A 13,751-nucleotide genomic window follows, 5' to 3' on the forward strand; every position below is an offset into this window, starting at 1 on the left:
ATTACCTTAACTTCAACGTGGCTAAGCCGAGTAACACTAAGAAAATCGAGATAATCCAAAAGCGGACAATCACGCGTGGTTCAGGCCAACCTTTTAACTCATAGTGGTGATGGATAGGCGCCATGCGGAAAATACGCTGGCCACGTAACTTGTAAGAACCGACCTGCAGGATCACAGACACGGTTTCCATCACAAACACACCGCCCATAATCACTAATAGGATTTCTTGGCGAACCAGTACCGCAATCGCGCCTAAGGCTGCGCCTAAAGACAGCGAGCCCACATCGCCCATGAAGACCTGTGCTGGATAAGTGTTAAACCATAAAAAGCCTAAGCCTGCGCCCACAATCGCAGTACAGACGATCACTAGCTCACCCGAACCGGGTAAATGCGGAATGTGCAGGTAATTAGCAAACTGAGCATGGCCAGACAGATAAGCAATCAAGGCGAATGCCGCGGCCACCATTACCGTTGGCATAATCGCCAAACCGTCGAGACCATCGGTTAAGTTCACCGCGTTGCTCGAGCCAACAATGGTGAAATACGCCAATACGATAAACACAGCGCCAAGCTGTGGCATCACGTCCTTAAAGAAAGGCACGACTAACTGGGTTTCCCCCGGGTTAGACGCTGTGGTGTAGAGGAAGAAAGCAATGATCAACGCCGCTAAGGATTGCAGAATATACTTCCAACGCGCGATCAGTCCCTTAGTATCTTTACGCACGACTTTACGGTAATCATCAATAAAACCGATCATGCCGAAGCTGCCCAATACAAACAGCATCACCCACACATAACGGCTACCGAGATCGCCCCACAACAGCACACTGATAAAGATGGCGCCTAAAATCATCAGGCCGCCCATAGTCGGCGTACCACGCTTACTGAAATGCGACTCTGGCCCATCGTTACGCACGACTTGGCCAATCTGCATTAATTGCAAACGCTCAATCAGTTTAGGACCCCACCATAAACTAAACATTAATGCGGTTAACAAGCCTAAAATGGCTCGAAATGTCACATAGGAAAATACGTTAAACCCAGTATGAAAACGGGTTAAATACTCGGCCAGATACACCAGCATCTACACTAACTCCCCACGCCCGAAGGCTACTGTTAGGCCATCCACGACCCGCTCCATTGCGGCACTACGTGAACCTTTAACTAAAACCGTCACCTGTCCCGGCAACTGGTTGATGTGTTTTATGAGTTTTTCTACTAACGTCGCCACGCTGTCATGGTGCTCCGCCCCGAAAGCTTGACTAGTGTGCTGAGTTAAGGTGCCGGTACAGAACAGAGCATCGATTCCCTGTTGCTTAGCCAGTTGTCCCAATTCAGCGTGTAAAAGGGGCGCATTGTCGCCTAATTCGCCCAAATCTCCCAGTACCAAACAGCGATTTTCAGAAATTTCCTTTAACCAAGCGATAGCCGCACCCACTGACACGGGATTGGCGTTATAGCTATCATCGATTAAGCGAACGCGTCCTAATTGAGTTGGTTGCATACGTCCCTTAACAGGGGTCAACTGGCTCAAGCCTTCGGCGATTTCCTTCAGGCTCAATCCTAAAGCAATACAAACACTTGCCGCAGCCAACGCGTTGCTAACCTGGTGACGACCCGCGAGAGGCAAAGTCACTTCGCAGGACTCTCCCGCATAATTAAGGATAAAGCGATAGCAACCTTCGCTATTGGCTTTGTGGCCAGTCGCAATCACATCGATTTGACGTTTAGCCGCGCCTTCCTGTTGGGAGAAACTTAATTGCTTATATTGTTTCGCTTTCACCCGCATCACATCGGCAAAGGCATCATCGGCATTGATAATCGCCGTGCCACCGGGTTGCAGATGGTTGTAGATTTCCGATTTGGCCTGGGCGACACCCGCCTGTGAACCAAAGCCTTCTAAATGGGCGCTGCCAACGTTATTGACTAAGGCGACGTGAGGACGCACCAAACTCGAGGTGTAATCAATCTCACCTTTATGGTTAGCGCCAAGCTCAAACACCCCGTACTTATCCTCAGACGTTAAGCGCAGCAAGGTAAGTGGCACACCGATTTCATTATTAAAATTACCTGCGGTGTAAAGCACTTGATGCTTCGCCGATAAAATCGTGGCGATCATTTCTTTAACGCTGGTTTTGCCATTGGAGCCGGTTAGGGCCACACAAATGGGATCTACTTGGTCACGTACATAGGCGCCAATCGCGCCCATGGCCTTTTGGCAATCGGCAACAATAAGCTGTGGTACATCGAAGGCCAATTGACGTTCAACCAGCAGTGCAACGGCACCATTCTCAATTGCCGTGGCCGCAAAATCGTGGCCGTCGAAACGCTCGCCCTTTAAGGCGACAAACAGGGTCGCAGGGCCGATTTTACGGCTATCGCTGCTTAATGCTTGGATGGTGACATCGTCACCGACTCGATGCGCACTTAAGTGTTGGCTCAGCGCCTCGAGGGAAATTGGGATCATTGGCTTTGCTCCGATAACTGACGTGCCAGGGCGCGCTCATCATAGTCATGACGCACACCTGCCGCCTCTTGGTAAGTTTCATGGCCTTTGCCCGCAAGCAAAATCACATCCCCAGGTTTAGCCTGCGCGACGACATGCTTAATCGCAGCTACACGGTCAACCTCGGTCAGCGCACGCTCTGGGTGAGTCAGCCCTTGGATAATATCGGTAATAATTTGGTTAGGATCTTCGCTGCGGGCATTATCGCTGGTCACCATAATGCGATCGGCGCATTGCTCCGCCGCTTGTCCCATCAGCGGGCGTTTACCCTTATCACGGTCGCCGCCACAACCAAACACGCACCACAACTCGCCCGCGCAGTGACGACGCAGGGCATTAAGCGCCTGCTCAATCGCATCCGGGGTATGGGCATAATCGACGACTAAGGTAATGTTGTCCGCAGTGGTAAAACGTTCCATGCGGCCAGCCACGGGCACTAAATAAGGCACCTTGGATGCCAGTGCACGCATATCCATACCCTGTAAATACAAGGCAGATAAAGCAGCGAGTAAATTCGAGAGGTTAAAGGCGCCTAATAAAGGAGAGCGAATGTCAACTTCGCCCTCGGGCCAGACAAGTGTCGCCTGCACGCCTTGGTCGTTAAATTGGGCATTCTTAGTGTAAAACGCCACCTCTGTATGCGCTTCAATGCTAAAGCCCCACATTTTCGCGGGAACATTTGCCAGCTCGGATAACCAAGCGGCACCCACGGGATCGTCGAGATTCACTAAGCCATGAAGCAGGGAATCGAAGCGAAACAGCATTTGCTTGGCCTCGGCATAGTTTTCCATATCGCCATGATAGTCCAAATGATCACGTGTCAAGTTAGTGAATACCGCCACATCGAAGGGCACGGCATCGACTCGGCCTTGCACTAAACCATGACTTGAGACTTCCATCGCGCAGGTATTCACGCCTTTGTCTGCAAACTCATGTAGTTGGCGCATCAGGGTAATGGCATCGGCGGTGGTATTACCGCTATCGACTAACTCGCCCCAGAGGCCATTGCCGAGCGTGCCCATCACCGCCGCTTTACCCTCAAGTAGCGTCACTAATTGTGCGCAGAGCTGACTGGTCGAGGTTTTGCCGTTGGTGCCGGTAATTCCCACAATGCCCATAGACTGGCCTTGGACAACGGGATAACGCACTGCGGCGACCGCAGACACTTGCCTAGCTAACTGATAGAAATAAATCTGTACGCCTTGCTCAGTCGCAATCACCTTGCCCTGCTCATCAATCTTATCCGTATGCACTAATACCGCGGTCGCACCTTGGGCTAAGGCCTTATCGATAAATTGACGACCATCGACCTTATGGCCTGGCAGCGCTAAAAACACATCGCCGCGACGTATTGCGCGGCTATCTAAAGTCAACTCTAAGAAGGTTTGTTCACCCGCGTAGGGGAACCAAGGCGCTAATAGATCCCTTAACAACATCATTCAGTTCTCCCGGCGAGTCCCGCCAATTGCACCTGCTCTTTATCGGAAATGGGTTCGACATTTAACATTTGCAGTGCGCCTGACATCACCTTCGCGAATGCCGGCCCTGCCACTGAACCACCATAATAGAGATCGCCTTTCGGCTCGTTCACCACCACAACAATCGCGAGTTTGGGATTATTCACGGGCGCGACGCCAGCAAATAACGCAACATAATCATCACCATAACCGCCGGCTACCGCCTTACGGCTGGTGCCCGACTTACCCGCAACGGGATAACCATCGATATGCGCCAGCGTACCTGTGCCACCTTTTTCGGTTACGCCCACCATCATTTGCAGCACATCGTGAGCGACCTCTTGTGAGATCACTCGCTCACCTTCGGGCGGCTTTTTCAGTTTTAAAATCGATACTGGATATAACGTGCCGCCATTACCTAAGGTGGCGTACATCCGCGCGAGTTGCAGCGTGGTGGCCGTTAGGCCGTAGCCGAAAGATAAGGTCGCGCGCTCGAAATCAGACCAACGGTGGCGGTCTTGGATCAAACCAGCGCTTTCGCCCGTGAGGTTAATCCCCGAGAAGCTGCCTAAGCCCATGGATTGATAGGTGCCTAATAACTGCTGCACTGGAATCGACAGAGCGAGTTTACTGATCCCCACGTTACTGGATTTCGCCAGAATACGTGCCAACGTCATATCGCCATAGTTAGTTGCATCACGAACTTGGCGGCCACCTAAACGCATCCAGCCAGGTGACGTTGGGATCACATCGGTCGATTTAACCGTGCCCGCTTCTAACGCCGCAGCAACCACAAAAGGTTTAATGGTCGAGCCAGGTTCAAAGGTATCCGTCATGGCGCGGTTACGCATTCTGAAGGTTTGCAGATTGTCTCGCGAGTTGGGGTTGTAGGATGGCGTATTCACCATAGCCAAGACTTCGCCAGTGTGGATATCGAGCACCACAATCGAGCCAGAGGTCGCTTGGTTCATCTCGGTAGTGCGCTTTAACTCACGGTAGGCAAGTTGTTGAATACGTTGATCGATACTCAACACTAAATCATTTGGACTCTCGCCTTCCTGAACGATATCGAGGCGCTCAACCACATGACCATCGCGGGATTTACGCACTTTTTGTTTAGATGGTGTACCAGTAAGCCAACTGTTGTAGGCGTTTTCGACCCCTTCAATACCGACATCGTCGATATTGGTAATGCCGATAAGCTGGGCGGTGATCTCACCACCGGGATAGTAGCGGCGGGACTCGGACTTTAAAAATACCCCAGGCAATTTAAGCTGAGTAATGTAGTCTGCCACCGCAGGCGTGACCTGGCGTTTAAGGTAGGTAAAACGTTTTGTTGGATTGCTGCGCACCTTTTCGAGCACATCTTCCACGGGTTCGTGCAATACGTCCGCCAACGCTTGCCAGCGGCGCATATCGGTAAAACCATTGTTATCATTAACTTGTTTAGGGTCGGCCCACACGGCACGCACCGGCACACTCACCGCCAGCATATCGCCGTTACGGTCAGTGATTAAGCCACGCTGCACCTCACGACTGGTAGTACGCAGGGTGCGCATGTCGCTCTCGTGACGCAATTTATCGGGCTCGATAATTTGAATATAAGCAGCACGACCCACAAGGCTCGAAAACATCGCAAATACAAAGCCAACCACGACGTATAAACGCCAGTGGATCAGTTGTGGCTTTTGCTTTTTGCTGGCCTGTTTGGTTTTTGCTTGCCTAGTCATATCTTCCCTATGTTCACGGCACCTTTACCACAACTTCTTCGCTGGGTAAGGGTCGACTCATGTTGAGATCCTTTGATGCAATCCGTGTGATCCGGCTGTGCTCGGTCTGGGATTGCTCTTCCAATAATAAATTGCGCCACTCGATATCTAATCTGTCACGCTCCTGCAGTAACTGATCCCATTGGGTGGTGAGCTTACGGCTCACATGGCTGGTATACACCACAGCCACAGAATTACTGAGCACGAGCAGTGCGAGTAACAAGATCCATTTGTGTTGCCACAGGTCGTTTAACACAATCCGTGGCAGATTTAATGAGGGCTTACTCACTTTGTTTGCCCTCTAGTAATCTAATCGCTCGGCAATGCGTAACACTGAGCTGCGCGCTCTGGCATTGCGTTCAATTTCCTCATCGGAAGGCATAATCGCCTTACCTATGGCGCGCAGTTTACGCGACTTGTTAATTTGATCTTCGGTGATTGGCAGGCCGTGGGGCACGCTCTCACCTTGGCTATGGCGACGAATAAAACGTTTTACGATGCGATCTTCCAGTGAGTGGAAGCTGATTATCGATAAACGTCCCTGCGGCGCCAGTATGGTTAATGCACCTTCAAGCGCTTGATCAATTTGATCTAATTCACTGTTGATATAGATACGGATCGCCTGAAACACCCGAGTTGCAGGGTGTTTATTACGCTCTTTATTTTTGGTGATCCGCGCAATCAAATCGGCTAAATCTTTGGTACGTAAAAACGGGGTTTTATCGCGGTCAGCCGCAATACAGCGGGCAATATGGCGAGCATTTTTCTCTTCGCCATAGGTTTTAAATACCCAGGCCATGTCTTCAATTTCGGCGCGCGCTAACCACTGGGCCGCAGTTTCGCCTTGGCTATTGTCCATGCGCATATCGAGCGGACCGTCGCGCAGGAAACTAAATCCACGTTCTGCATCATCGAGCTGCGGTGAAGACACGCCTAAGTCGAGTAACACGCCATCAATTTTGCCAACCAGACCAAGCTCTTCGACGTAATCTGCTAACTGGCCAAAACCACCATGTACGATTTGAAAACGGGGATCATCGGCAAATTGTTTTGCAGCTTCAATGGCCTGAGGGTCACGATCGATCGCAATCAGACGTCCGTTTTCACCCAGTCTTTGCAGTACTTGTCTTGAATGACCACCGCGGCCGAACGTGCCATCGATATAGATGCCATCGTCTTTGATGTTCAAACCGCCGACCGTTTCTTCGAGCAGAACGGATAAATGGGCAAATTCTTGACTCATTACTCTCTTCTTATTTAGTTATGCGACTCGTTAGAGTGAAAAATCCGCCAGACGCTCGTTATTCGCGAGCTCCTCGCTTCGAATCGTTTCCTGACACTCATCAATTTGCTGCAGCCAAGCTTGCTCATCCCACAGCTCAAACTTGTTTAACTGTCCCACCAGCATGATGCGCTTGTCTAAATTGGCGTATTGCCTTAGCGGTGGTGGCAGTAATATGCGCCCGTTGCCATCGAGTTCGACCTCATGGGCATAACCCAGCAACATGCGCTTAAGGGATCGTTGGGTTTTGTCGGTATCTGAAAGCTTGAGTAGCTTAGCTTCGATCAATTCCCACTCGTGGATGGGATAAAGGAGTAAACACGCAGATTGAATATCGACTGTGATGACGATGCGGCCTTGGTGCTCTAGCTGCAAAGGTTCGCGGTATCGCACTGGAATAGCGATCCGTCCCTTTGTATCTAAGTTGATAGCACTGGCTCCACGAAACACGCTAATTCATCCTATCCTTTGATTTTTGATCCACAAATATCCACTATTTCCCACAAATGCTAAGTTTAGGGATAGTAGACAAGCATTGTCAAGGGATGGGATCCTTTTATAAAGCCAGTCGGCAAGCGGGTTAGCAGCATGTTGAGCCCATAACTTAGCGACAAAGTTTTGACAAAAAGATCAGCGAAAAATCAGCTAAACGATGGAAAGCGCAGGAATAAAATGCGAACAAAAAAGCAGCAGCCTTTTGCTTTCAGGCAGTTGCAATGCAATATTTGCCATAACGTTTCGCTAAATGTGGGATTTTCCCGTTAGACAAATCACACTAGACTCACAAAGCACAACAAAATAGACTCAATTTTTACATTCGCATAAGCTTATAGAGCATCAACTTCTAGCATAAATCGCTGAAATATTATTTTTGATTGCGGATTTATTCTGCAATTTAGGAAGGCTTTTATTTCACGATTGCGAGGAAGATCAAAACTCCCGCAGGATAAACTCAAAGAATAACGTTATGACAGCGACTAAGATCCGTACCTGCCACAAGTGGTTTGCATTGATAACCGCCATTCAATTGCTGATCTGGCTAGGAACGGGTGCCTACATGGTGCTGATGGATATAGAGTTTATTCGCGGCAAACCATTGGTAGATAAGGCAAGTACGGCGATATTCCAAGTGGATGCGCCCGCCTATAGCTTTACAGACTTTACTAATGCACATCCCGATGCGACGGATATCAGCCTGTATGCGAATCAAGGCACACTCTACTATCGCGCCAATATCGCGGGAAAATTACAACGCTTTAGCAGTGAGACGGGCGAAGTATTACCACTGCTAGATAAACAGCAGGCGCTCGAGGCTGCGCAGCGAGTCTATACGGGTCAGGCTAAATTTATCGGCTCGACATTCATTGAGCAGAACGCTCCGAGTGAAATCCCTGCCCGCGTGCTCCCCGTTTGGCAGCTGACGTTAGACGATGCCATGCACTCGACACTCTATATCTCGGCAGTCACAGGACAAGTGGTCAGCGCGCGCCATGATTATTGGCGACTCTTCGATCTGATGTGGATGCTGCACATAATGGACTACAAGACGCGAGAGAATGTGCATAATCCGTTACTTACGCTAATGACTAGCCTCGCCCTGTTGACCGCACTCTTTGGTATCGCCTTAACCTATATCAGTTTTCAAAACAAAAATCGTGAGGAGCCAGTATGAGCTTCTCGACTCTGAGCCATACCAGCACCGCTGGCAGCAAGCTTCCTATTAGCTTGCTGCTACAAACCTTACATAAATGGCTCGGACTTATCGTTGGCCTGCAATTATTGATTTGGGTCGTGACAGGACTTGCCTTTAACCTAATTGACGAGAGGTTTTTGGACGCTAACCCATATCGCACTACTCATAAAACGGCGAGTCCCGCTACTGCACTCGCCCCCACGGAAAACCTACTGCAACAATATCAAGCAGAAGGCATTATCGAACTTAAGCTAACCTCAGTGCTCGAACGCGCCGTGTATGCCCTCGCTACAACTCAGCAAACTCGCTGGTTTTGGGCGGACTCACTAAAGCCGCTATCCTTGAACGATGCTGAGATAGTCGCGATTGCCAAACAGAGCTACTCGGGCTCAGGTGAACTCAGCGCACCGCAAATCCTCACCCGCGAAACACCATTCGATGCCAGTGGCCCAGTTGCCATGCTAACAGCCGCAGATGAAGTCGGAACGCGAATTTATATCGATACCGCCTCGGGTGCGGTTCTTGCCCACCAAAATCGTCAATCGGATCTCAAGGATCTACTCTTTATGCTGCATTTTATGGACTATGCTCCCGATAATGGCATTGGTTTTAATCACTTATTGGTACAAGTTGTCAGCATTGCTGCGCTGTTTTTAGGTCTTTCGGGGATTTACATCCTTGGGCATAAATTCCATCAAGGTCAGTTATCGCTGCCATTCTTGAGGCGCACAACCGCCATAGGAAAACTGGAACTTTTTACTCAAGACGCTCAACCACTGGCGGAGTTTACCGATCTCAATGGCACTTATTTAGAAAGCATTAATCGAGGGCGTGAAAGATTAAGAACCCAATGCGGCGGTGGCGGACGCTGCGGTCTGTGTAAACTCAGGTTTGTCGAGCAACCGCCCAGCCCCAATGATTATGATCTGGATAAACTCACCGCCACTGAGCTAGCACAAGGCATTCGCCTAAGCTGCCAACACGAAGCACATCCTGGCAAACTAGAATTAGTCACTAAAGCCCAGCACAGATATTGGCCACAGTCCGAGCGCTAGAGAGTATCGCGCACAGGCTTAAATCGGCGTATAGTCTAAATATTGAGCAACTCCGGCCGATAAGCAGCTAAGAGGTCATCAATTAAGGAGGCGCTATGAGTGGATTGGACAGTCTTTACGCTATGCTGGCACAGCCAGCAAAACCCGTATTTACCCCCAAACGGGTCGTCGATCAGGTTAGCGGTGCGACCGCCAATGCGCCCGATAGCCATGAAACCCCGCAGTCGCAATTACCGCCCACCTTAGATGTGAAAGTCAGGGAAAGACGCAAAAATAACAACGCCAGTCGCAATAAAAAACGCCGCGCATCGGACAAACAACAAGACTTAAAAGAGGGAGTGGTGCTCGAAGTCACTGACGATTTAGCTGAAACAGCACAATCGCCCAGCAAACACATCATCGATATCGAAGTTTAACTTACTGCGATTAAATGAATAAGGCGCAACCTAAGGGTGCGCCTTATGTGTTTCAAACCTAAAAGAAACTAAGAACGGGTTCTCGCCACCGCATCTTGCCAGCCCGCATATAACCGCTCCCTTTGACTCGCATCAATATTCGGTTTGAAGTGTTTATCGATACAGGCCTTATACTTAAGTTCGGTCACTGAGGTCCAAAAGCCAACCGCCAGTCCCGCTAAAAAGGCTGCGCCAAGCGCGGTAGTCTCACACACACTCGGTCTTAAAACTTCAACGTCGGTGATATCCGCTTGAAATTGCATGAGGAAGTCATTAGCAACCGCACCACCATCCACCTTAAGGGATTTAAGCCGCTCACCACTGTCCTTAATCATGGCATCGAGTAAATCCTTACTCTGGTAGGCAATCGACTCTAATGCCGCACGGATAATATGATTACGGTTAGCGCCGCGCGTTAACCCAAACAGTGCGCCACGGGCATTAGGATCCCAATAGGGAGCGCCAAGCCCAACAAAAGCTGGCACTAAATACACCCCATTGGTATCCGCGACTTTAGAGGCAAAATATTCGGTATCGCTGGCATCGCGAATAAGCCCCAGCTCATCCCGCAACCATTGTATGGTCGCGCCGCCCATAAACACTGAGCCTTCAAGGGCATAATTCACTTCACCTTGAGCGCCTACCGCCACTGTGGTTAATAACCCATGGGATGAACGTACGGCTTTATTGCCTGTATTCATTAATAAAAAGCAGCCAGTGCCATAAGTGTTTTTAGCCATTCCCGGCTCGACACAAAGCTGACCAAAGAGTGCCGCCTGTTGGTCACCCGCGATCCCCGCGAGTGGAATTTCGCTGCCCTCACCGGCAATACGGGTTGTGCCATAGACACTGCAGGAGGGTTTCACCTCAGGCAGCATGGCCGCAGGAATATCGAGTGCTTCGAGCAGTTTAGTATCCCAGCTCAGGCTATGGATATTAAACAGCAGCGTACGGGCAGCATTGGTGGGGTCGGTCACATGTACTTTGCCTTCGGTGAGTTTCCACAGCAACCAAGTATCGACCGTGCCGAATAAGAGTTCGCCTCGTTTGGCCTTCGCACGCGCATCCGGCACATTATCGAGGATCCATTTGATCTTAGTGCCTGAAAAATAAGGGTCGAGCAGCAGTCCCGTATTCTCTCGCACATAATCTTCTAAGCCTTGGGCCTTGAGTTGCTCGCAGATCTCTGAGCTGCGACGACACTGCCACACAATGGCGTTATAAACGGGCTTGCCTGTGTCCTTTTCCCAGATAATGGTGGTTTCGCGCTGATTGGTGATACCAATGGCTGCCACTTCATCGCTGTGAATGCCCGCTCTGGCAAGGGATTCGATCAACACCGAACTTTGGCTCGCCCAGATCTCCATGGGATCATGCTCCACCCAGCCGGGGTTTGGGTAAAGCTGAGTAAACTCCCGCTGCGAGACGCTGACAATATTGGCATCGTGGTCAAACACAATCGCCCTTGAGCTGGTTGTGCCTTGGTCTAACGCCACTACGTATTTTTTCTGCACACGACTATCCTATTTGTCCTCTGCCATATTCAAATCGGCAGATTCTTAATGACTCATTGATTATGCTCTGAATATATTCGCAATTGGCGGCCATGACTAGCCAACATCTGGCAAATGCACATCAAGCCACGTTATTTTAGGCACAAAAAAGCCCTGAAGATTCAGGGCTTTTTCATCAGCTAGATGATTACATCTTGTAGCTCATTTGGATACCGGCTAACCAAACATCACCACTCGCTTCACCGTTGAAACTCACTGTAGCAAGGTTAAGCAGATTTTGCTGTTCGTTGATTGGCGCATCACCTGTGGCACGGATATAGGTCAGTGCAAAATCAACATTCAGGTTTTTAGTTGCCTGATAGCCCGCACCAACAGAGAACCACAGACGGTCAGAGTCAGGGATAGTCGTAGTACGCCATTCATTAGTGGCCGCCGTTTTATCTAAGGCCACACCCGCGCGTACTAACCATTCATTGCTGACTTGATAGGTGGTACCTAAGGCAAAGCGCCAGTTATCTTCAAAGTGCTCTTCTTTGACTAAGTCAGACTCTAAGTCACCCTTTGGCTTAACTTCACCAGGGAAGTAAGCCACTAACTGATCGAATACGCTCCAATCGGTCCAGTTAACGCTGGCGTGCATTGCCCAGTTATCCGTTAATTGGTGATAGGAGGACAGCTCGGCAAATGCAGGCAGTTCGAGCGGAATGTAACCTTCAATTGACAGATTCTGGCCGCCATCGTAAATCACACCTGATGCATGACCTTCTAAATCAAGCTTTACGCCGCTGTGATAGGCCAGACCGACACGGTGTGCAGGATTAATCTGCCAGCTCGTGCCTAATTGCCAGCCGTAGCCAATGTCGTCGCCTTTCATGCTTTTCAGCTCAGTACCACCCGGCGGTAGCATGGCAGACACTTGTGCTGGTAATGCGGGCTTAATGCGATCGACCCAACCCGGTAACGAGGCACCGATTTCACCTTCACCGTAAACGATACGTACACCACCACCGACGCTGACAGCATCATTTACGCGGTAAGCGATGTTAGGGTTAAACTCAACAGTGGTCACCGCAGTTTTATTACCGAAAATCGCCGCGGCGTGGGTTTTAGGTAACTCGGTTGACAGACCATAGTTTGAGTTAACCGCCAGACCCCAAGTCCATTGGTCGTTTAACTGGTTGGAATAATAGAAGTTAGGCACTAATGCATCATCGGCCACATCTAAGGCATCGCCGCCTTTCATTTCAACGGGATTTGGGCCCAGTAATGGAGAGCTTAAGCTCACATCACCTTTAACATCCACGTTAGGCATCACATAGATACCACCAGCAGACAGCTGACGACCTTCTAAATAGGTCAGCATCGCTGGGTTGCGGCCTTGTACTGAAGCGTTATCGGCAATCGCGGCTTCACCGGCGAAGGCGCGGCCTAAGCCAGTCGCTGAGTATTCAGCCAGTTGGAAACCCGCTGCTTGGACTTGAGTCGTTGTGCTTAATAAGGCCGCAGTCACAGCCAAAGTCAGAAGACGTTTTTGCATTGTTATTCTCAGAAAATATTATTGTTATCTGTGCCAGTAACCTGGTCACAATGGCGTTCACACAAAATAGAGCAAACACTCCAGATTGAATGCGAGGCAGTTTACCGATGCAGAAGATGTTTGCAACAAGCGGGAATAAAACAGACAAAAAAACTAGCCATTAAAAGACATTCAATATTTTTAGTGAGATAAATCACTTTTAAAACAAGAATAATAAGTGAAAACGCGAAGCATCATTTGCTGAAAACATTTTTCAACGTTACTACATCGATGATTAAATTGATTTATAAACAATGCATTAACAGAAGAAAAACCTATAAACACTTGTAAGCCATTTTACCCATTAAAATTCAGCATAAATCACTAGCGCTCATTTTGATTGCGATACAGGAAAGAATGCCTTCACTTTAAATCAATAAATACAATAAATTAGACTTAAGCGATTAAGTGTAGATAATAAAAACGCCTAGTTTTCGAACTAGG

At 49.3% G+C, this 13,751-nt stretch carries 12 protein-coding genes; 3 read left to right on the forward strand and 9 right to left on the reverse strand.

Annotation, left to right across the window (positions count from 1 at the left end; all coding sequences use genetic code 11):
• Nucleotide 1 precedes the first annotated feature (1 nt).
• From mraY to mraZ, 7 genes are read right to left on the reverse strand one after another with little or no spacing between them, the layout of a single operon-like run.
• Nucleotides 2-1,084 carry a phospho-N-acetylmuramoyl-pentapeptide-transferase gene (gene mraY, locus SHEWANA3_RS19595; RefSeq protein ID WP_011624300.1) on the reverse strand — a complete coding sequence of 361 codons (1,083 nt, stop codon included), beginning with the start codon at nucleotides 1,082-1,084 and terminating at the stop codon, nucleotides 2-4.
• On the reverse strand, nucleotides 1,085-2,467 hold the full coding sequence (murF, locus tag SHEWANA3_RS19600) for a UDP-N-acetylmuramoyl-tripeptide--D-alanyl-D-alanine ligase (RefSeq protein ID WP_011718498.1): 1,383 nt from the start codon (nucleotides 2,465-2,467) through the stop codon (nucleotides 1,085-1,087).
• Complete coding sequence (murE, locus tag SHEWANA3_RS19605; protein WP_011718499.1) at nucleotides 2,464-3,945, reverse strand: UDP-N-acetylmuramoyl-L-alanyl-D-glutamate--2,6-diaminopimelate ligase; 1,482 nt, start codon at nucleotides 3,943-3,945, stop codon at nucleotides 2,464-2,466. The genes murF and murE overlap by 4 nt, the downstream gene beginning before the upstream one ends.
• Nucleotides 3,942-5,693 (reverse strand): peptidoglycan glycosyltransferase FtsI, encoded by a 1,752-nt coding sequence (locus tag SHEWANA3_RS19610; RefSeq protein ID WP_011624303.1) that lies wholly within the window; start codon nucleotides 5,691-5,693, stop codon nucleotides 3,942-3,944. The genes murE and SHEWANA3_RS19610 overlap by 4 nt, the downstream gene beginning before the upstream one ends.
• A 13-nt stretch (nucleotides 5,694-5,706) precedes the next feature.
• Nucleotides 5,707-6,021, reverse strand: a complete 315-nt coding sequence (gene ftsL, locus SHEWANA3_RS19615) for a cell division protein FtsL (protein WP_011718500.1) — start codon at nucleotides 6,019-6,021, stop codon at nucleotides 5,707-5,709.
• Nucleotides 6,022-6,033: 12 nt separating this feature from the next.
• Nucleotides 6,034-6,975, reverse strand: coding sequence for a 16S rRNA (cytosine(1402)-N(4))-methyltransferase RsmH (gene rsmH, locus SHEWANA3_RS19620; protein WP_011718501.1), 942 nt, complete (start codon nucleotides 6,973-6,975; stop codon nucleotides 6,034-6,036).
• Between the two features lie 30 nt (nucleotides 6,976-7,005).
• The gene (mraZ, locus tag SHEWANA3_RS19625; RefSeq protein ID WP_011624306.1) at nucleotides 7,006-7,464 is read right to left on the reverse strand and encodes a division/cell wall cluster transcriptional repressor MraZ; all 459 of its coding nucleotides are present in this window, start codon (nucleotides 7,462-7,464) and stop codon (nucleotides 7,006-7,008) included.
• 517 nt (nucleotides 7,465-7,981) lie between these two features.
• On the opposite strand from mraZ, the gene SHEWANA3_RS19630 reads away from it, so the two are divergent.
• The 3 genes from SHEWANA3_RS19630 (at nucleotide 7,982) to SHEWANA3_RS19640 (ending at nucleotide 10,178) form a co-directional block, all read left to right on the forward strand.
• The gene (locus SHEWANA3_RS19630; protein ID WP_011718502.1) at nucleotides 7,982-8,686 is read left to right on the forward strand and encodes a hypothetical protein; all 705 of its coding nucleotides are present in this window, start codon (nucleotides 7,982-7,984) and stop codon (nucleotides 8,684-8,686) included.
• Nucleotides 8,683-9,762, forward strand: a complete 1,080-nt coding sequence (locus SHEWANA3_RS19635; RefSeq protein ID WP_011718503.1) for a PepSY domain-containing protein — start codon at nucleotides 8,683-8,685, stop codon at nucleotides 9,760-9,762. The genes SHEWANA3_RS19630 and SHEWANA3_RS19635 overlap by 4 nt, the downstream gene beginning before the upstream one ends.
• Before the next feature lie 95 nt (nucleotides 9,763-9,857).
• Complete coding sequence (locus SHEWANA3_RS19640; RefSeq protein ID WP_011718504.1) at nucleotides 9,858-10,178, forward strand: hypothetical protein; 321 nt, start codon at nucleotides 9,858-9,860, stop codon at nucleotides 10,176-10,178.
• 68 nt (nucleotides 10,179-10,246) lie between these two features.
• On the opposite strand, the gene glpK is transcribed toward SHEWANA3_RS19640, so the two are convergent.
• Nucleotides 10,247-11,731 (reverse strand): glycerol kinase GlpK, encoded by a 1,485-nt coding sequence (glpK, locus tag SHEWANA3_RS19645; RefSeq protein ID WP_011718505.1) that lies wholly within the window; start codon nucleotides 11,729-11,731, stop codon nucleotides 10,247-10,249.
• Nucleotides 11,732-11,918: 187 nt separating this feature from the next.
• Entirely contained in the window at nucleotides 11,919-13,268 is a 1,350-nt protein-coding gene (locus SHEWANA3_RS19650) for an outer membrane protein transport protein (protein WP_011718506.1), read from the reverse strand.
• Between the last annotated feature and the right edge of the window lie 483 nt (nucleotides 13,269-13,751).

Origin of the sequence: Shewanella sp. ANA-3 (assembly GCF_000203935.1) — a bacterium.
In the GTDB taxonomy this organism is placed as follows: domain Bacteria; phylum Pseudomonadota; class Gammaproteobacteria; order Enterobacterales; family Shewanellaceae; genus Shewanella.